This window comes from Clostridium akagii DSM 12554, assembly GCF_000686725.1.
In the GTDB taxonomy this organism is placed as follows: domain Bacteria; phylum Bacillota; class Clostridia; order Clostridiales; family Clostridiaceae; genus Clostridium_I; species Clostridium_I akagii.
Genome location: NZ_JMLK01000036.1, coordinates 1 through 20751 on the forward strand (window position 1 = coordinate 1; position 20751 = coordinate 20751).

Here is a 20751-nt window from a genome sequence, read left to right on the forward strand (position 1 = left end):
ATCCCCCACTTTGAGGCAGGTTACCCACGTGTTACTCACCCGTCCGCCGCTAGAAACCCGAAGGTTTCTCGCTCGACTTGCATGTGTTAAGCACGCCGCCAGCGTTCGTCCTGAGCCAGGATCAAACTCTCATAAAAAAGTGTTTGATTAAGCTCATTTCGCTTAATATAAATATTTTAAATCTTATTTCTAAGATTCAAAGAAATTTGCTGGTTTACTTAATTCTTATTCTCTGTTTAATTTTCAAAGATCACTGCGTTGCCACTAAGCAACTCTTATATAATATCACAAGTTCAAACCCTTTGTCAATACTTTTCTTTCAGTATCAATTTCAGTTTATTGTTTCTTTTTTCTCGTTTGTTTCTTGCGACGTGTTCTATAATACCATAATTATTTGCCACAGTTTAATACGCTATCCCCTATTCCTCAACTTAAATTCCATATACCTTGTTTCCTCACACATATTCACTGCTTTGTTATATACGATACGCACGGCAATGTATATGATAATATATATCTATTTCTATTACAAATGAAACCATATATATACAAACAGGTATAATAGACATCTCTAAGAAATTTTTTCCACATGATTTATAAACTAAAATGACTAGTATGCTACGAATTAGCATACTAGTCATTTTGGTTCATAAATATCTTATTTAATTTCTACAGTGTATTTTGTCTTTAAGTTTTCTGTATGCTGCATATACTTCATGTTTTGTCTTTCTTGTACTAATTTATTTAATATGCTTTCCTTTACTTCTTCAAAAGACTTTGGACCTGATTCGTTTTTATCTTCTACCTTTATAAGATGGAATCCAAATTGAGTTTTTACAGGAGCACTTACACTTCCAATTTCTTGTGAAAATGCTACTTCTTCAAATTCAGGAACCATTTGTCCCTTTGAAAAACTTCCAAGGTCTCCGCCTTGTTCTTTTGATGGACAACTTGAATATTCTTTAGCTGCTTCTTCAAATCCTTTACCACCTTCTATTTCTTTCTTTATTTCTAATGCCTTTTCTTCTGTGTCCACTAATATATGTTTAGCATGAACTTGTTTTGGAGCTGCAAATGCTTCCTTGTTAGCCTCATAGTAATTTTTTACTTCATCATCAGTTACCTTAACTTCGCTTAGAACTTTTTTTATAGCTAATTGAGTTAATATTTCTCTTCTCATAGCTTCTGCTTGATATTTATACTCATCGTCATTTTCAAGTCCAGTATCTTTTGCTTCATTATAGATTAATTCAAATGAAATAATCTGTTCTAATAATTGTTGTCTTCCTTCTTTACTGGATATATATTGTTGTCTATCTGCTGGAAATCTTGATATAGACTCATCAATATCCTTTTCCGTAATTTCTTTTCCATTAACTGTAGCAAGTATTTTATTTTCCATTTCTTTTCTCCTTAACTATACCTCAAAATTTTTTCATCTTAGTTGATAATATCATTATTCTTTTTTTATAACAAGTAAAATAAAAATAATTTGCTTGTTTCACTTATAATACATTTACTTTATACATGAATATACTATAATTGAATCAATATAATAATTAGTGAGGATTATAAATCATGGATATAAAAAATGAACATAGCTATAACAAACACACATTAAATGAGCCAAATAAAAAAAGGGGATATTTAAAGATATTTCTTGGCTATGCTCCTGGTGTTGGCAAAACTTATTCCATGTTAGTTGACGCAAATAAAAAGCTATCCCAGGGTGAAGATATTATAATAGGATACTTAGAGACTCATAAACGAAATGAAACTGAAATTCAAGTGTCAGGTTTAAACACAATTCCTAGAAAAAAAATAGAGTATAATAATTTGATATTAGAGGAAATGGATACTGACACTATAATTTCACTACATCCAAATACTGTACTCGTAGACGAACTTGCGCATACAAATGTTCCAGGATCAAAATATAAAAAACGATATGAAGACGTGCTTCAAATATTAGATAATGGTATCAATGTGACCTCCACTGTGAATATTCAGCATTTAGAAAGTCTAAATGACGTGGTAAAACAGATTACTGGAATTAATATTAGAGAGACTATTCCTGATAAAATAGTAGAAAATGCTGATGAAATTGTAGTTGTAGATATTACACCAGAGGCTCTAAGAAACAGGTTGAAAAGAGGAAACGTATATAAAATTGATGTAGCAGAACGTGCACTTAAAAATTTTTTTAGAGAAGGAAACTTAAATGCTCTTAGGGAATTCGCTCTTAGACAAACAGCTGACGAAGTTAACGAAGATGTTACATATTATATGGGTAAGCATGGAATAAAAAATGATTCATATTCATTTGAGCAGGTAATGGTATGTATAAGTTCTGGTCCTTATTCTAAAAAGCTCATTCGTAGAGGAGCTAGAATAGCCAAAACCTATAAATGCCCCTGGGTCGTTGTGGATGTTGACTGCACCCATAAGTTTGCTACAAAACTAACTGCTAAGGATATTAAAACACTTGAAGATCATAAAACACTTGCTAGGGAGCTTGGCGCAGATGTCATAACATTGAGAGGGAAAAGTGTTTCATCCGAAATAACTAAATTTATTGAGAAAAAAAATATAACCCAAGTTATTTTAGGTCATAGTCAGCGTAGTAACTGGCAGGTTTTTCTAAGAGGTTCTACCATTTCTAGGCTTATTAAATATACTAATAATGTAGAATTTCACATTATACCAAATTAATTTTAAATTCTAATTATAATAAAGGATTGAGAATAATGAGTGATAAATTTAAGAGGTGCACACCTGAAGAAGCGTTAGAAAAAATTAAGAAATCCAATCGAGGACACCTGAAAATTTTTTTAGGTTATGCCCCTGGTGTGGGAAAAACATATAAAATGTTAGATGAGGCAAATAGACGTTTAATACGTGGACAGGATATAGTAATTGGTCATATAGAAACTCATAAAAGATTGGATACTATAAATCAAATAAAAAACCTTTCTATTATTCCTTCAAAAAAAATAATATATAATAACACAGATTTCTACGAAATTGATGTTGACGCAATAATTAAAAGAAAACCATCAATTGTTTTAATTGATGAGCTAGCACATACAAATGCCCAGGGATCTAAAAACATTAAACGTTATGAGGACGTAGAAGAAATTTTATCCAATGGAATAAGTGTTATAACTACCCTTAATATAGAACACATTGAAAGTTTAAATCTAGCAATTAGAAGAATAACTGGAGTTAAAGTTACTGAGACCATTCCCGACTGTATTTTAGATAGTGCAGATGAAGTAGTATTGATTGATATTTCTCCCATAGAGCTTCAAAAGAGATTGAAAAACGGGACGATATACATTGATGGAAACGCAAGTCATGCTATTAAGAATTTTTTCAGAAAAAATAGTCTTAATGCTTTAAGAGAACTATCTTTAAGACTAACTGCCGAAGGAGTGGATGAAGATTTAGCTATATACATGCGTGAACATGGGATTCATGACAACTGGCATACTGTAGAAAGAGTCATGGTATGTATAAGCTCAAATGCCAATACTAAAAGGCTTATACGCAAAGGTGTTAAAATAGCCTCTAGATTTAAATGTGATTGTTATGTGGTAAATGTGGTTTGTACCAGTGTTTTTTCTAAAAAGCAAAGCCAAAGAGATCGGGAAATACTTGATAGTCACCATAAACTTGCTAAACAATTAGGCGCTGAAATAGTGACCTTGACTAGTAAAAATGTATTCAAATCACTATCCGATTTTGCAGCGGAAAAACATATAACCCAAATTGTGGTTGGTAGTAGCAGAAAAACAAAGGCACAATATTTTTTTACCGGATCTACCATAACAAAACTTGTTAAATACACAAAAAATGTTGAATTTCATATAATCCCTGGGGATTGATACATATAAAAAATTCCCCAGGCAATAATTATATTACTTACTCCCTATAAGACTTTGTCTTCTAAGTAAAGGAACCACCTTATTTGTAATAAAAGCTACTACTATGATTTTAAATATGTCCCCAGGAATGAATAATACAAATCCAATTTTAATTGCATAAGCTATTGTTATTTTTTCACCTAGCACATTATGTAATATAATATACAGATATGGAATCCCAATTAAATAGATTGTTATAGTTCCTATAATACATATTATAAATGATTTTATAAGTGTAAGCTTCCCCGCTTTTTCACTTATTTTACCAATAATAAAAGCAGCTAATATAAATCCTAGTAAATATCCAAAACTAGGGCTAAAAACGCTGTTAATCCCCCCTGTCCCTCCTGCAAATACTGGTAATCCAATAATTCCAAGTAATACATATATAAGTTGTGACATAGCTCCCGCTTCTGATCCTAATATCAACCCTGCTAGCATGGGAAACATATTTTGAAGCGTAATTGGTACGGGCCCTATTGGTATGGTTATAATAGATCCAATTGCAGTAAGTGCTGCAAACAAGGCTATCATTATTATTTTTCTTGTACTGATTTTCAAGAATATCACCTTTCCTATTACTTTATTTTATATTTACAATGATATAATAAGGTAGGACTATTGTCAACCGTAAAATACTATTTAGTTAACAATGGTATTTCATAACAAATTTACTTTAAAGTAGTTCTCCTTATTTCTTTACAAACCATTATATTTATGACAAAATATAAATATATGTAATTAATCGTACAATTTAACATAATGTAATTTTTTCAAACAATTAAAATGAATTGGGGTAATATTATATGAAAAAGAATATTCTACTAGTTGTTTTGTCTGTCTTTATTGCTATTTTTGCCTTTGGCTGTGGCAATACAGATAATCCAAAAGCTTCCTTTCAAAAATACATAGACGCTTGGAACAAAAAAGATTATAAAACCATGTATAGTGTTTTGAACGAAACCAGTAAAAAGGCTATTAGCCAAAAGGACTTTGTTGCCAAATATACAAACGTATATAATGGCATTGAAGTTAATAAGCTACTAATAACTCCAAATTATCCAAAATCCTTTAAATCAGATTCTAACGGTAATATATCTATTCCTTTTGCAGTAACAATGAACACTGCAGCTGGACAAATAAAATTTAATGACACAGCTTATTTTAAAAAAGAAACTGTAAAAAATTCTGATGCATGGTCATTGACCTGGTCAACTAAGATGATATATCCGGATTTAAATACTGGAGATAAATTAAGAATTGATAAAAAATATGGTAAACGTGGTGAAATCAAAGCTTCCGATGGTTCAGAACTAGCTCAGAATGGTACCATTAAATCCGTAGGAATTGTACCTGGAAAATTGGGAACAGACTCGGCAAGCGGTAAAAGTAAGATAGCTCAAATTTTAAATATTGATCCAACTGTTATAGACAAAAAGCTATCTGCATCTTACGTACTCCCTGCTATGTTTATCCCAATACAAAACCTTTCCGCAGACGATTCTAACAATCTTTCTGCTCTACTTAAGATTCCCGGTGTTATGATAAAGGATATACCCGCAAGAGTCTATCCCTTAAAGGACAAGGCTGCACTACTAACAGGTTACGTTCAATCCATTAGCCCGGAAGAATTAAAAAAATACGGTGGTAAAGGTTATAGTAGCGATGATGTAATCGGAGAAACTGGTCTTGAAAAAATATATGAGAAACAACTAAAAGCTACAGATGGGGCTGAAATTTATATAGTTAATAAAGAAGGCAAAAAATTAAAGACAATAGCAAAAACAGATCCTCAAAACGGAAAAGATCTAAATCTAACTATAGATTCAAAAATACAAAGTGCTTTATACGACCAATATGGCAGTGATTCTGGTGCTGCTGTTGCCATGCAACCTAAAACTGGAGCGGTTCTGGCTTTAGTAAGTGCCCCAGGGTATGACCCAAATGACTTTGTGCTTGGAATGTCACAAGATAAATGGAAATCTGTAGAAAATAACCCAAGCAAACCACTTTTGAATCGCTTTCAAACAACTTTTGCTCCAGGTTCTACTTTTAAACCCATCACCGCTGCAATTGGTTTACAGACAGGTACTCTGGATCCCAATAAAGATAAAAATATATCAGGATTAAAGTGGCAAAAGGATAGTAGTTGGGGAAGTTATTTTATTACAAGAGATTCAGCTTATACTAGTCCCGCTAACCTTACAAATGCACTTGTGTATTCTGACAATATATACTTTGCTAAAACTGCACTGGATATAGGTAAAGATAACTTTATAAGCGGAGTTAAAAAATTTGGAATTGGAGAAACTCTCCCTTTTGAATATGGAGTTACAACTTCACAATTATCTTCAAATAATACTTTGAAAAATGATGTTCAACTTGCAGATTCAGGTTATGGTCAGGGTCAGGTACTCATGAACCCAATTCACCTTGCCTCAATTTATACCTCTTTTGTAAATGGTGGAAATATAATAAATCCCTATGTAAATGCTGATAAGGGCACTGCAAGTAAGATATGGAAAACAAACGTATTTTCTCAAAGTATAGCTAGTACCATTTTAGGTGATTTAACACAAGTCGTTAGTAATCCTTCTGGAACTGGCTTTGGCGCATATATGTCTAATCTTCCACTTGCAGGTAAAACAGGTACAGCTGAAATAAAAGCAAGTCAAGATGATAAAAATGGCTCAGAAAATGGGTGGTTTGTGGCAACAAATATTAACAATCCTAAATTATTAGTTTTGGAAATGTATGAAAATGTAAAAGATAAAGGTGGTAGCCATTACGTGGTGCCCAAAGTAAAAGATATATTTGAACACTTCGGCAACTAAAAAAGGCTGTAAAAACAATAGGTAAAATCATTGTTTTTACAGCCTTTTTTTAATAATTCACTTATATTTTATTCGTAATGAAGACCTTTAATTACTATATCTATCTCTTTTTCTAACATGATTATTTCATTTATCCTGCTTGAATTCTTACTATACAAAATTTTAAGCTGTGGTCTTAAAGGGGTGTTTAAACTTACCTTTTCAACTATGCCTATTTCATCATTTGTCAGTTTCACTATGGTTCCTTTAGGATATGGAACCACTATCTTGGAAAATAGTTGCACCAATTTATAATCGAATATTATTCCGCCATTTGCCATTATATATTCTAAAGCTTCATTGGGACTTTTGGCAACTCTATAGGATCTATCTGATGTCAATGCATCATAGGTATCAGCTATAGCAACTATTTTTGCAAATTTGCTAATATTATTTCCATCCTTAGCTTCAGGATATCCTTGCCCACCAATTCTCTCATGATGTTGGAGGGCAATAAGTACAGAGCTCAGTGATATTTCACAACTTTCTGTTAAATATTCATAACCAATTCTAGTATGATCTCTTATTACTTTGTATTCCTCTTCTGTGAGGCTTTCCTCTTTATCAGTTATTCCCTTAGGAACAAAAACCATACCAAAATCATGCAGCAGTGCCCCCACACATAAATCTATTAAATCAAACTTATGCAAATTTAATCTAATTCCCATGATAAGTGAAATTATAGCCACATTTACACTGTGTTCAAACAAATAATTACTTAAACTCTTTATATCTACAACATTAAGCATAACGTCTTTCCTTGATAAAATTTCATCGATAAGCTGTTTTGCCATATATAAAATTGACTGATATTCCTCTTCACTACCTTTATAATTAGGCTTTGTTTCAATTTTATCATCATTATTTAAATTCCCGTACTTATCTTTTATTGCTTTTATTGCTTTTTGCCTAATTTCTGGTGCAATAATTTCCTCTATTATGTTATCACTATACTGATCTATTACATATACAGAGTAAATATTAAGAAATTTGATTTTCTTTATAACCGAAGCCCTAAGAATAATACCTGACTTTAGCAGTAATTTACCGTTGTTATCATATATATTTCTTGCTAATTTATCATTTTCTTTTATACATTGTATTGGAACTAACCTCATAAACGATACACCGCCTGCTTAAAGTATTTTGATAATACTATTATACATTAAGTTGACAAAAATATCTAAATTTAAATTATAGCCCGCATAATTTGTCATTTAAATACTTTTGCAACTCATTACATTTATTATTATCCATACTTTCAGTGTCTTTTAATCTATACTCTATACCAAGTTCGGTATATTTACTTACTCCTAATGTGTGGTAAGGTAACAATTCAACCTTATCCACGTTTTTTATAGCCTTAATTATCTCTATAAGTTTGTCTATATGGTGTTTTGAATCTGTTATTCCCGGTACAATTACATGTCTTATCCATAATTTTTTGCCCATATTTTGGCATACTTCAAGAAAATCATCTAATCCATGCTTGTTTTTACCTGTTAATTTTTTATAAGATATATCATCAACCTGTTTAATATCAAGCAAAATTAAATCCGTGTATTTTAGTATTTCTTGATAATTTCCATAGCCATATCCTGCAGTGTCAATAGTAGTATGAATTTTGTTAGCTTTACACAATTTCAGTATTTCTTCTAAAAATTCTGGTTGCAAAAGCACCTCTCCACCTGAAAAAGTCACTCCACCATTAGATTTATCAAAATATGGTTTGTACCTTAATATTTTCTTCAAAATTTCTTCTGCACTATACATGGTTCCACCTGAAATGCTCCAAGTATCAGGATTATGGCAATATGCACATCTTAAATTACAGCCTTGAAAAAATATAACTGTTCTGATTCCGGGCCCATCAACAAGACCCATGCTCTCTATTGAATGTATTCTTCCCTTCATCTTCACTCCCCCTTTAAGTTAGTGACAAGTCACAAGCAAGCTAAGGAAGATTATTTCTTCTATCGCAAAATTAATCAATAAAAGGAAAATGCCTATAGATTTGTATACACAAATCTATAAACATCCTCAGCAATTTCTCAACTTGTCTCTGTTTTTATAGTTTTTCGTGGAAAGTTCTGCTTATAACTTCTAATTGTTGTTCTTTTGATAGTCTATTAAAATTAACTGCATATCCCGATACTCTAATTGTAAGTGTTGGATATTTCTCAGGATTGTTCATTGCATCAATAAGTGTTTCCCTATTCAGTACATTAACATTTAAATGATGAGCACCTTGACCAAAATATCCATCCATTATTGATACTAGATTATTGATTCTTGTACTGCCATCATTACCTAATGCTGTAGGCGTTATTGAGAATGTATTAGAAACTCCATCTTCACAAAAACGATACGGTACTTTTGCAACAGAATTTAGTGAAGCCAAAGCTCCTTCTATATCTCTCCCATGCATTGGGTTAGCTCCTGGTGCAAGTGGCTCTCCTGCTTTTCTTCCATCCGGTGTAGTTCCTGTTTTCTTACCATACATTACATTTGATGTAATTGTAAGAACAGAAAGTGTATGCTTAGCATTTCTATATGTTGGATGTTTCTTTAATTCATTTGAAAATCTTTCAACTAAAGCTACTGCAATATCATCTGCCCTATCATCATCATTACCATACTTCGGAAATTGTCCTTCGGTAACAAAATCTATTGCCACTCCATTTTCTCTTATTGGTTTGACTTTTGCATATTTTATTGCACTAAGTGAATCTATTGCTACTGAAAATCCAGCTATACCAAAAGCCATGAGTCTTCCTACCTTTGTATCATGTAATGCCATCTGTGAAGCTTCATATGCGTATTTATCGTGCATATAGTGAATTACATTCATTGTATTAACATAAAGTTCACTCATATATTCAAGTACTTTAAAGTAATTATTTTTAACTTTTTCATAATCTAACACTTCATCGGTTATAGGTTCTATATTAGGTACTATCTTTGTACCTTTCTTTTCATCAATTCCGCCATTTATAGCAAGAAGTAAACATTTTGCAAGATTACATCTAGCACCAAAGAATTGCATTTGCTTTCCAACCTGCATTGCAGATACGCAACACGCAATAGCATAATCATCTCCGTATATAGGTCGCATTACGTCATCATTTTCATATTGAATAGAATCAGTTAAAATTGACATTTCTGAACAATATTTTTTAAAGTTCTCTGGCAGATTATCTGACCATAATATTGTAAGGTTTGGTTCTGGTGCAGTACCAAGATTAGTTAAAGTGTGTAAATATCTAAAAGAAGTTTTAGTTACCATTGGTCTTTTATCTATTCCTACACCACCAATTGATTCAGTAACCCAAGTTGGATCTCCTCCAAATAATTCATTATATTCTGGTGTTCTAAGATGCCTAACCATTCTAAGTTTTATAATAAATTGGTCAATAACTTCTTGAGCTCCTTCTTCTGTTAATATTCCATTTTCTAAGTCTCTCTCAATATATATATCTAAGAATGTGCTTGTACGTCCTAGTGACATTGCTGCACCATTATTTTCTTTTACTCCTGCAAGATAACCAAAATATATGAATTGTGCTGCTTCTTTAGCATTTATTGCTGGTTTTGATATATCAACTCCATAGGTAAGAGCCATTTTTTTAATTTCACTAAGTGCCCTTATTTGCTGAGATACCTCTTCTCTACTTCTTATAAGTTCATCAAGCAAATCACCCTTTAATGTTTTAAGGTCTTTTTTCTTCTCTTCAATCAAATAATCAGTACCATAAAGAGCAACTCTTCTATAGTCTCCAATTATTCTTCCTCTTCCATATGCATCTGGAAGTCCTGTTAATATACCCGCACTTCTTGCAGCTTTTGTTTCTTCTGTGTAAGCATCAAAAACGCCTTGATTATGTGTCGTTCTATATTTAGTAAATATTTCATGCATCTCATCACTTATTTTATAACCGTACTCCTTAAGTGATTGTTCTGCCATTCTTATTCCACCAAAAGGATTAGTTATTCTCTTTAATGGAGCATCTGTCTGAAGTCCAACTATGACCTCATTTTCTCTATCTATATACCCTGGTTTAAAACTGTTTATTCCAGAGATAGTCTCCGTATCCACATCTAATATTCCCTTTTTTACTTCCTGAAGAATAAGGTTACTTGCTATATCCCAAACTTTTTTAGTCTTTTCTGTGGTACCATTTAAAAAACTTTTGTCACCTTCATACACTTTATAATTTTTTTGGATAAAATCTCTTACATCAATGCCTTCATTCCAACTTCCCTTATTAAAACCATTCCATTCATTAGCCATGTATATTTCAACTCCCTAAATATTAGTTTTTTTATTTAAAATATTTCTATTTATCTGTTTTATTTAACTAAAGTATACTGCATATATTTTCTAATTAATGTGATTTAAATCACATTAATTTTTGTAATTTATATGATAACCTACTTTTCATAAAAAATATATACATAATAACAAATAATTTATACGAACATTTTTTATTATTTCGTTATTATAGTTCAGATTATAACATATATTATGTGATTTTTGAAGGTATAAGTTAGCTTTTTAGTATATTTGCTTAAAATATGCCTATAAATTAAAATAAATCATATTAATTTATTATTTTTTTAACATTATTACAATTTATAAAAATATGGCTATAGGCAATACATTTACCAGACTTCCGTTTTTCACTTCATACCTACTACAAAATTTTTCAATAGAATCATTATTTGTAATGTTTGATGCGAATTCACTGAAATTGCTATCTTTTATAAAGTTAAGAAGATTAGCTCCATACAAATTCATAGGATTATTGTCTTTAATAGTGCCAATAACCTTGCCCATTATATTAATTTTACAGTTATCTGTATAATCAAATTTAGTCATGTTATATTTAAAATCCATAGGTATAATAAATCTTGATTTTGGATTACACATTTCATTGGTTACATATCTTATACAATTATTATTTTTGAATGTGTCCATATAATCTTTTAGATTATTCATTATTTCTATTCTACTACCATTTATAGCTTTTATGTTCCCTAGCACATTAAGTATTTCTACTTTATTGATTATATTTTCGATGTAATTCACCATTGGATTTTGGAACAAGTTACATTTCACTAAAATAAAATCATTTTCATGAATACTTTCAACATTCTCATTACTCTCTACATATCTAAGCAAATTATTTTGAAATAGTATCCTCCTAAGCTCCATAAACACTTCAATATCCTTGGAGATTGCTACGCTTGATTTTTGCTTTGAAAATTCATTTACGATTTGAATATTGAGTTCCCCTTGTATACATTTTCCGAATATTTCTTTTGAAAATTCACTGATTGGCACCCTGTAGCTAATGGTAGTTTGATCTTTTACACTGGTGCTTTTTGCTTCAACAAATTCTTGTACTACTACTGAAAACAAATTATTAACTACATCGTTATTTAAATATAATGGTATAAATGCCTTATTCTCTGTCATCAAGTTACCGCTCCATATATATAGCTACTAATTTATTTTATAATATTTTAAGCATTTTAGAACAATATAATTTATATTAACATATAAATTATTAGTATAATATTTTTGGAGGGGATTTTTGTGGACTTTGAAAAAATGAAAGATTCCATTGAAAACGGAGCAGGTGATGTTTTTAAACGAACTGAAGAATTTATATCCACATCAAAACTGAACTTTAAAATTTCAGATAGAGAACAAAAAATCGAAGATTTGTATTTAAAAATAGGTAAAAAGATCTACAAAAAATATGATGAGAAATCACCCATTGAGGGATATATAATAAAAGATTGTAAAGACATAAAAAGAATTCAAGATGAAATCGAAATAATAAAGAATAAAATTCTTACATTAGAGAACAAAGGACTATGCTCTAAGTGTGGTAATGAAATACAAAAGAAGGACACCTTTTGCCCGTTTTGTGGCTTAAAACAAAAGAAATAATATATTTGTTATAAAAAGATCACATACATAGTCTTAACCTTAACATGTATGTGATCTTTTTATAACTACTTTATACCTGTGACTTTTCCTCTTAATGCCTTTAATCTTGAATTCACATAATTTATTAATGCGTCCTTATTATCTTTTATATCCATAGGTGCACTAGCAACAATGCTTATGATATCGAGCTGATTACCCTTCACAACGTCTGCAACAGCATAACCTAAACATCTGTTTTTTACCTTCCAATATGTATTGTTAAATTCATCACTCTGCTTCTTATTATAGTATCCTTTTTCAATACCAAATTCAAATAAATCCGCAGCTGATTCTAATTCTTCCAAGTCACGAATAGCTATTGTTTCTTGTACAAGTTCATGAAATGATTTCATTTTGTCACCCCTTATCAACTGATTAATCATAAACTAATTAAAAAAGTTTATATTTTATTATATCAAATAATCGAAGAAGTTTCATATTAATTAAAAAATGGCCCGAATTTTATTAATATATAGACCATTTTTTAATTTATGCATCACAATTAAATCATGTATATTTAAAGTTTTCCCATATTCTTCAGTTTTTGTGCTATTTCCAGGTTGACCATTAAGACATTAACTCTAGGCTCTCCGAAAACATATAAAGTTCTTCCTTCTGTATACTTTTTTATTATACCTTGAATTTGAAGTTTACTTATACCACTTGCTTTTGAAACAGCATCAATTTGTACGTTTGCTGACTCTGGGCTTATGTCTGGATCAAGACCAGAAGCGGAAGAAGTCAAAAGATCTGTAGGAATATCATTTTCCTTAAGGGTTGGATGCTCCTTTAAAAGCTCACTCATATCTTTTTTCACTCTTGCTTCTAAATCCTTATTTGATGGTGCAAGATTAGAGCCTCCAGAATTTACCCCACTATAGGTGGCCTTTCCAGTACTGTCAGTTTTTTTGTCACTAGATGTATAGGTATTATAATTCACGGCGGATGTTCTTCCTTTAAAAAATCTAGGATCTTTAAAATCTTGGCCAATAAGCTTTGATCCTACAGTTTTACCATTTAACGCTACTAAGCTACCATTTGCTTCTTTATTAAATGCTATTTTTCCAATACCAGTTATCACTAGTGGGTATAATATTCCACATAATACTATAAAAACAATTGTGATTAAAAAGGATGTTTTTATTATCTTTTTCATTTTATTCTCCTCCTATACTAAAAATTCTGTTTATGCTAAATTTAGTGCTCTAAGTATTGGGGTAATCACTAAATCTATAATTTTTATTCCAACGAAAGGTACGATAACCCCACCTAAACCATAAACCAACAAATTTTTCGCAAGCAACGCTTCTGCTTTCATTGGTTTATATTTAACACCTCTCATTGCTATAGGAATTAATGCAGGTATTATTATAGCATTGAAAATCAATGCAGAAAGTATAGCACTCCTGGGACTTGAAAGTCCCATTATATTTAAAGCATTCATCTTTGGAATTGCTAATGTAAATATAGCTGGTATTATTGCAAAATACTTAGCAATATCATTGGCAATAGAAAATGTAGTTAATGCTCCTCTTGTAATTAAAAGTTGTTTTCCAATCTCCACAACTTCCAAAATTTTTGTAGGATCAGAATCTAAATCCACCATATTTGCAGCTTCTTTAGCTGCTACAGTTCCACTATTCATCGCAAGGCCAACATCTGCTTGTGCTAATGCTGGTGCATCATTAGTTCCATCACCAGTCATTGCTACAAGTTTTCCTAGTGCTTGTTCTGCTTTAATAACAGCAATCTTATCTTCTGGTTTACATTCTGCAACAAAATCATCTACACCAGCTTCTTTTGCAATAGTAGCTGCGGTAAGTGGATTATCACCAGTACACATAATGGTTTTAATACCAATTTCTCTGAGTCTCTTGAATCTTTCATTCATTCCGGGTTTTACTGTATCCTTTAAATAAATAACACCTAAAATATCATTATCTTTACAAACAACCAGTGGAGTGCCACCCAGTTTTGATATTTTATCTGTTATTGCATCAATATCCTCTGGAATAACTCCCCCTCTTTCAATGACAAATTCCTTTATGGCAGAACCTGCCCCTTTTCTTATCTTGGTCCCATCAGTTAAATCAATTCCACTCATTTTAGTTTGTGCGGAAAATTCTATGAATTCCCCATCGTCGTAATCACCCTCAGCAGAAGTTACTCCCAATTTATTTGCAAGTTCCACTGTAGATCTACCCTCTGGAGTTCCGTCCTTTATTGAAGAAATTAGTGCATATTTTGTAACGTCTTCAATGGCAAACTTTTTCACTGGCAAAAATTCTGCTGCAAGCCTATTTCCAAAAGTTATTGTTCCTGTTTTATCTAGTATCATAGTAGTAACGTCTCCACAAGCTTCAACAGCTTTACCAGACATAGCTATTACATTGAATGTAGTAACTCTATCCATTCCAGCTATACCAATTGCTGATAATAGACCTCCTATGGTTGTTGGAATAAGACACACCAATAATGCAATTAATGTTGATACCTCTATGCTAACATGAGAATATGAAGCAAAAGATGGCAATGTAACTATAACTATTAAAAATATAATTGTTAAACTTACAAGTAATGTAGTAAGTGCCATTTCGTTAGGCGTTTTCTGCCTGGATGCTCCTTCTACAAGACTGATCATCTTATCTAAAAAGGATTCTCCTGGTGTTGCAGTTATCTCTATCTTAAGTGAATCGCTGACAACCATTGTCCCCCCTGTCACAGAACAAAAATCCCCACCAGCCTCTTTCATAACTGGTGCTGATTCTCCTGTGATTGCTGATTCATCCACTGATGCTATTCCCTCTATAACTTCACCGTCATTTGGTATTACATCTCCAGATTCAGCTAAAACTACATCACCTTTTTTTAAGTCTGCTGCATTAACCAAAGTGTATTTACCACTTTCGTCTAGTAGCTTTGCCTTTGTATCCTTACGTGCTTTTTTAAGGCTATCTGCTTGAGCTTTTCCTCTACCCTCTGCCACTGCCTCTGCAAAATTTGCAAACAATACAGTTATAAATAATATTACTGTAACTATTCCATTGTATAACCTATTTCCATTATCTCCATATATGTTAGGAAAAATACTAGCTAGTAATGTTAATACAAATCCAACTTCAACAACAAACATTACAGGATTTTTGATCATGAATCTAGGATTTAGCTTTAAAAATGATTCTTTAACTGCGGTACTGAATATATCTTTAGTAATTAATTTTTTCTTTTTTTCACTACTCATGATGATCCTCCTCTAGTGTAGCATCAAGTGCTCAGAAATTGGTCCAAGAGCAAGCGCTGGTAAAAATGTAAGTGCACCAATAATAAGCACAATACATATGAGTATTACAGTAAACAACCAGTTGTCCGTTCTAAAAGTACCTGCCGATTCAGGTACTCCTTGCTTTGATGCAAGAGAACTTGCAACAGATAGTAGTAATATCATTGATACATATCTTCCTAGAAGCATTACTATACCTGTAGTTACATTCCAAAATGTAGTGTTTACCGTAAGCCCTGCCATACCCGAGCCGTTGTTTGCAGCCGCTGAGGTATACTGATATACTACCTGTGTGAGCCCATGAAAACCTGAATTACTTATACTACTAAGTCCTCCTGGTATTTTAAGTGCAATAGCAGATGGAATAAGTATTAGTATGGGATGTATAATTATTGCTAGAGCTACTAGCTTAATTTCTTTGCTCTCTATTTTTTTACCTAAGAACTCAGGAGTTCTCCCAACCATTAGTCCACATATAAATACCGTTATTATAGCGTACATCATCATATTCATGAATCCAACGCCCTTACCTCCAAACACCACGTTAAGCATCATGTTCCAAAGTGGAACGAACCCTCCAAGGGGAGTTAAGGAATCATGCATATTGTTTACGCTACCAGTTGTAAAAGCTGTGGTTATTGTGCTAAACAGTGATGACTGTGCAATACCGAATCTTACTTCCTTACCTTCCATATTGCCCATAATATTACTTAATCCAGCATGAATTAGTGCAGGATTTCCTGCTTTTTCTGCAAGATAGCATACCGGTATTACGGCTACCAATAATATCCCCATAGCCGCAAAAATCACCCAACCTTGTTTTTTGTTTTTCAGCATTAATCCAAAATTGTATACAATGGCACCTGGCAGGAGCATCATTGCAAGTATCTGAATTAAATTACTTAGCGGAGTAGGATTTTCAAAAGGATGAGCTGAATTCGCTGCAAAGAACCCTCCACCATTTGTTCCAATTTGTTTAATTGCCTCGAGGCTTGCTACTGGACCCATTGCAATGTCTTGGAACTTTCCTTCTATGGTGCTAACAGTTATATTTCCGTGAAGTGTTTGAGGTACCCCTTGTGACAAAAATAATACTGCAATTATAATTGAAAGTGGTAAAAGTACTCTAGTAATAACCCTTGTGAAATCCACGAAAAAGTTACCTACTGTTTTATTTTTTCCTACAAGTCCTCTTATAAATGCTAATGCTACAGAAAAACCAGTTGCTGCTGATGTAAACATTAGAAATGTCATAACAATCATTTGGCTTAAATAGCTCACCCCAGATTCACCAGCATAATCCTGTATGTCCGTATTAGTTATAAAACTAGCCACAGTATTAAAGGAAAGCCCAGACCCCATAGCTGAGATTTTATTTGGATTTAAAATGCTAAAACCTTGGATTTTCAGGATTATAAATGCACAAATAGCCATAATAACATTTGCGGTAAAAATTGAAATCATGTACTGCTTCCAATTCATTTCTTCCTTGTCCACACCTATTATTTTAAAAATGAAATTATCTATAATATCAAAAAAAGTATCAAATCTTCCCTTTTCACCAGTTGCCACCTTGAATAAATATTTGCCCATAGGCACTACTAATACTAAGAAAAGTATCAGTGTAATAATAATTTGAACTGTTCCCATAAATTTCACCTTCCCATATAAGACATACTACACAAAACAAATTATAATAGTGATTAGTTGCATTTTTAATACATCCAATCACTACTAAAATTTCTCTGGATTAAATAATACATAAAATAAGTATATAAACAATGCCAATGCAACAATCAAAAGACCGATCATAAAATCACCCCCTACATTTATAACCGTGTTTATGCAACCAAATAAATAACTAGCATACTCCCCGTTATTTTTCTAGGTTGCTTGAATTTCTCTACCGCCAATGATTATAATACATAATCATATGATAAATAAAACTCAGTAGTAATTCTAATATAATTTTATCCACATGATTATAAGCCCCTATATGAATTTATCACCATTCTGCATAGGTATATAACTATTTTTCACCATTTATTATTAGTATATAAAATTGACTTTATAGATAATTGGGAGTTTTTTATATTTGTTAACATATAAAGTGCATTTTCTCTTATAAATATAACAATCTATGACTAATCTAAATAAAAACATATATTTATTCTTAAGCCCACTATGATAAAATATACCTATGAATTAAAAGACTAATATAAGGATTCCCTCATTATTACTAATTATGTAAAGGATGATTTGAATATGAAAAAGGTTTTAGTTGTGGATGATACAAAAAATATCCGTATGCTTTTAACAACTTGTTTAGAATTAAATGATTATGAAGTAGTTTCAGCCAGTAATGGCAGCGATGCAATTGAACTTTTTAAATCTGAAAAATTTGATTTCGCATTTTTAGATATAAAACTTCCCGGGCTTAGTGGCACTGAAGTTTTAAGAAGAATTAGAGATATTAACATTACCATACCAATAGTAATAATGACAGCTTTTGCAACCGTAAGAAATGCAGTAGAATGTACCAAACTTGGTGCCGTAGCTTATTTGCAAAAGCCTTTCACCTCTGAAAAAGTTAAAACTATATTAGCCGAAATGTCTAACCTTGTTCAAACAGAAACTTTTGAAAATATTCCTGCCAAGCTTTCTCAGGCCGAAAATCTTATAACACTTGGTGAATACTCAAAAGCCCACGATATATTAAAATATTTATTATCTCTAGATCCTTGTTATGCAAATATATATGAATTACTAGGAAAACTTTATGAAAAGATGGGAGACTCAAATAGGTCAAAAATTTTTTATAATACAGCAGATCAATTTAAATGATCTGCTGTATTCATTAATTCTATGCTTCATTTGCAGAAAAACACACAAAATTTATGCAACTAATAAATTTTGTGTGTTAGTTGTGTAAAATAGATTATTCTCCACTAGCTATGATATATTGTTTTGTAAAAGGACAAACCTCAATGCATTTACCACATAGCGCGATTTTAATTCCTATTTTTTCATTTAATAGTTCTCTTGCTTTTTGTCTACATTTAAATGGATCTAATAATTCTGATCTTTTTGAATTTACATTCCATAACATGCCTTTAATTGCTTCTGCAGGACAATTGACAGCGCATTTATCACATTTGCCACACTTTGATTCATTGATAGGACTGCCCTTAATTAATGGCATATCTGTTATCACGGAAGATATACGAATTGCAGATCCATATTCAGTAGTAATTAAAAGAGCATTTTTACCTATCCACCCTAAACCTGCTCTGGTAGCAACAGTTTTATGTGGTAAAGGTGTAGTTAAATTATCATCACTAGTAACATATGTTGATGTTTGTCCTATTGCATTATGTCCTTTATGATTTATATATTTTACACAAGATATTGCTATATGATCCAGCTGTTTATTTATTTGATTATATGCTTCATAATATGTTTCTGTTGGACCATTATGAATATCTTTAATAATTTTAGGACTTATTTTAATAGCAAATGCAATTCCATACCCCATATTATTATATGATGAAGTATCAATATCCTGTAAATCAGCAAATCCAACTAATGATGCTCCAAGAGATTTCAAATACACCTTCAACTCATTTTGACTCATTTTCTCACCCCTTATATCCCCTATTTCTATAACCTATATTTCAATTTCTTTTTATATACTATACATTAATTCCAATATATTGTAAACCATGAAAACTTATTGTTAATAATCCCAATTCATAACTTAAGAATTGGTTTATAAATCACATTGAATATAATATACTTAATTCTTATTATAATATAACCGGTAGGGATAAACTTCAAATATCCATTGAATACTTGTCATCCTATCTTTATTACGCCCATTTAGGCATTTTCTCGGAATGGTTTTATGGTGGAATGAAAGAAACTCCAGAATAAATTGCTGATATTATTATTGAACTATCTTTTAAGCCTTTTTTTAATTCTTTAGTCATCCGAAAGAAAATAACAAGTCAAAAATTCTGGGGATATTTTGCGGTAGGTGAAGAGGAAAACCTCTCACATATCCAGATATGTAATGATTCTACCGATGAAACATAACACAAAATAGACCCAAATATTGACTGGTTATTTTTTATGATGCCTTAACTACAATTTCGTGATTAATCAATGATTAATTTCCCTATTACATATTTTATAACAACAATTAAAGCACCGAAATATAAAATTTCGGTGCTTCTGACCTATTCTTGGTGGCTTACCGGGGAATCGAACCCCGGACAACATGATTAAAAGTCATGTGCTCTACCAACTGAGCTAGTAAACCAAATTAATATTGAATAAAAAATATTGAAAGAGCTAAAACTCTTTCAATATGAACCCAGCGACGACTTACTCTCCCACCGGGCTACCCCTGCAGTACCATCAGCGCTTTAGAGCTTAACCTTCGTGTTCGGAATGGGAACGGGTGTTGCCTCTAAGCCATTATCACTGGATGCTAGTTTTCTCAAAATCTCCGATTTTGTTAGAAAACTGTACTCCTCAGCACAGCTGAGCGAGTATCCTTTAAAAATAAACCCTCAACCCAAGGAATCTTACAACCCTCAAATCTAACAATCTATCATCTAAAGTAATATGAGAATTTGCACTCTCAAAATTGCATAGTAATTAAACAAGTAA

The 20751-nt window shown here is 31.8% G+C and carries 18 protein-coding genes, 1 tRNA gene and 2 rRNA genes; 6 read left to right on the forward strand and 15 right to left on the reverse strand.

Annotation, left to right across the window (positions count from 1 at the left end):
* Both BR66_RS0114465 and BR66_RS0114470 read right to left on the reverse strand, forming a co-directional pair.
* Window positions 1-137 (reverse strand): 16S ribosomal RNA (locus BR66_RS0114465); the annotation flags it as partial.
* Window positions 138-658: 521 nt separating this feature from the next.
* A complete protein-coding gene (locus BR66_RS0114470; protein ID WP_026883554.1) occupies window positions 659-1402 on the reverse strand; it encodes a peptidylprolyl isomerase in 744 nt (247 codons plus the stop codon).
* Between the two features lie 176 nt (window positions 1403-1578).
* Between BR66_RS0114470 and BR66_RS0114475 the strand changes: the two genes are divergently transcribed.
* Both BR66_RS0114475 and BR66_RS0114480 read left to right on the forward strand, forming a co-directional pair.
* The gene (locus BR66_RS0114475) at window positions 1579-2712 is read left to right on the forward strand and encodes a sensor protein KdpD (RefSeq protein ID WP_026883555.1); all 1134 of its coding nucleotides are present in this window, start codon (window positions 1579-1581) and stop codon (window positions 2710-2712) included.
* A 35-nt stretch (window positions 2713-2747) separates the two neighbouring features.
* Window positions 2748-3887 carry a sensor protein KdpD gene (locus BR66_RS0114480; protein ID WP_026883556.1) on the forward strand — a complete coding sequence of 380 codons (1140 nt, stop codon included), beginning with the start codon at window positions 2748-2750 and terminating at the stop codon, window positions 3885-3887.
* 33 nt (window positions 3888-3920) lie between these two features.
* Here the strand turns inward: BR66_RS0114480 and BR66_RS0114485 are convergent, their stop codons facing one another.
* Window positions 3921-4496: a biotin transporter BioY gene (locus BR66_RS0114485; protein ID WP_341350071.1), complete on the reverse strand. Its 576-nt coding sequence runs from the start codon at window positions 4494-4496 to the stop codon at window positions 3921-3923.
* A gap of 236 nt (window positions 4497-4732) precedes the next feature.
* On the opposite strand from BR66_RS0114485, the gene BR66_RS0114490 reads away from it, so the two are divergent.
* Window positions 4733-6760: a penicillin-binding transpeptidase domain-containing protein gene (locus BR66_RS0114490; protein ID WP_026883558.1), complete on the forward strand. Its 2028-nt coding sequence runs from the start codon at window positions 4733-4735 to the stop codon at window positions 6758-6760.
* A gap of 68 nt (window positions 6761-6828) precedes the next feature.
* Here BR66_RS0114490 and BR66_RS0114495 read toward each other — a convergent pair whose 3' ends face one another.
* The 4 genes from BR66_RS0114495 to BR66_RS0114510 form a co-directional block, all read right to left on the reverse strand.
* Window positions 6829-7917 carry an HD-GYP domain-containing protein gene (locus BR66_RS0114495; RefSeq protein ID WP_026883559.1) on the reverse strand — a complete coding sequence of 363 codons (1089 nt, stop codon included), beginning with the start codon at window positions 7915-7917 and terminating at the stop codon, window positions 6829-6831.
* Between the two features lie 76 nt (window positions 7918-7993).
* Window positions 7994-8713, reverse strand: coding sequence for a pyruvate formate-lyase-activating protein (pflA, locus tag BR66_RS0114500; protein ID WP_035796370.1), 720 nt, complete (start codon window positions 8711-8713; stop codon window positions 7994-7996).
* 154 nt (window positions 8714-8867) lie between these two features.
* Entirely contained in the window at window positions 8868-11090 is a 2223-nt protein-coding gene (gene pflB, locus BR66_RS0114505) for a formate C-acetyltransferase (protein ID WP_026883561.1), read from the reverse strand.
* Window positions 11091-11432: 342 nt separating this feature from the next.
* Window positions 11433-12278: a DUF6414 family protein gene (locus BR66_RS0114510; protein WP_026883562.1), complete on the reverse strand. Its 846-nt coding sequence runs from the start codon at window positions 12276-12278 to the stop codon at window positions 11433-11435.
* A gap of 120 nt (window positions 12279-12398) precedes the next feature.
* Here BR66_RS0114510 and BR66_RS0114515 point away from each other — a divergent pair, with 120 nt between their 5' ends.
* Window positions 12399-12758, forward strand: coding sequence for a zinc ribbon domain-containing protein (locus BR66_RS0114515; protein WP_051624256.1), 360 nt, complete (start codon window positions 12399-12401; stop codon window positions 12756-12758).
* Between the two features lie 65 nt (window positions 12759-12823).
* Here the strand turns inward: BR66_RS0114515 and BR66_RS0114520 are convergent, their stop codons facing one another.
* The 5 genes from BR66_RS0114520 to kdpF all read right to left on the reverse strand — a co-directional run bounded on the left by BR66_RS0114520 (window position 12824) and on the right by kdpF (window position 17889).
* Window positions 12824-13150: a hypothetical protein gene (locus tag BR66_RS0114520; RefSeq protein ID WP_026883564.1), complete on the reverse strand. Its 327-nt coding sequence runs from the start codon at window positions 13148-13150 to the stop codon at window positions 12824-12826.
* Between the two features lie 164 nt (window positions 13151-13314).
* Window positions 13315-13953, reverse strand: coding sequence for a K(+)-transporting ATPase subunit C (gene kdpC / locus BR66_RS0114525; RefSeq protein ID WP_026883565.1), 639 nt, complete (start codon window positions 13951-13953; stop codon window positions 13315-13317).
* A 30-nt stretch (window positions 13954-13983) separates the two neighbouring features.
* Complete coding sequence (gene kdpB, locus BR66_RS0114530; protein WP_026883566.1) at window positions 13984-16038, reverse strand: potassium-transporting ATPase subunit KdpB; 2055 nt, start codon at window positions 16036-16038, stop codon at window positions 13984-13986.
* A gap of 12 nt (window positions 16039-16050) precedes the next feature.
* A complete protein-coding gene (gene kdpA, locus BR66_RS0114535; protein WP_026883567.1) occupies window positions 16051-17727 on the reverse strand; it encodes a potassium-transporting ATPase subunit KdpA in 1677 nt (558 codons plus the stop codon).
* 84 nt (window positions 17728-17811) lie between these two features.
* Window positions 17812-17889 (reverse strand): K(+)-transporting ATPase subunit F, encoded by a 78-nt coding sequence (kdpF, locus tag BR66_RS26845; RefSeq protein ID WP_084156529.1) that lies wholly within the window; start codon window positions 17887-17889, stop codon window positions 17812-17814.
* Between the two features lie 453 nt (window positions 17890-18342).
* On the opposite strand from kdpF, the gene BR66_RS0114540 reads away from it, so the two are divergent.
* Window positions 18343-18921 carry a response regulator gene (locus BR66_RS0114540; protein ID WP_026883568.1) on the forward strand — a complete coding sequence of 193 codons (579 nt, stop codon included), beginning with the start codon at window positions 18343-18345 and terminating at the stop codon, window positions 18919-18921.
* 94 nt (window positions 18922-19015) lie between these two features.
* Here the strand turns inward: BR66_RS0114540 and BR66_RS0114545 are convergent, their stop codons facing one another.
* Window positions 19016-19711: a 4Fe-4S double cluster binding domain-containing protein gene (locus BR66_RS0114545; protein ID WP_026883569.1), complete on the reverse strand. Its 696-nt coding sequence runs from the start codon at window positions 19709-19711 to the stop codon at window positions 19016-19018.
* A 146-nt stretch (window positions 19712-19857) separates the two neighbouring features.
* Between BR66_RS0114545 and BR66_RS26465 the strand changes: the two genes are divergently transcribed.
* The gene (locus tag BR66_RS26465) at window positions 19858-20010 is read left to right on the forward strand and encodes a TetR-like C-terminal domain-containing protein (protein ID WP_278246817.1); all 153 of its coding nucleotides are present in this window, start codon (window positions 19858-19860) and stop codon (window positions 20008-20010) included.
* A 312-nt stretch (window positions 20011-20322) separates the two neighbouring features.
* On the opposite strand, the gene BR66_RS0114550 is transcribed toward BR66_RS26465, so the two are convergent.
* A tRNA-Lys gene (locus BR66_RS0114550) sits at window positions 20323-20398 on the reverse strand.
* 52 nt (window positions 20399-20450) lie between these two features.
* Window positions 20451-20567: ribosomal RNA gene (gene rrf / locus BR66_RS0114555) — 5S ribosomal RNA — on the reverse strand.
* Between the last annotated feature and the right edge of the window lie 184 nt (window positions 20568-20751).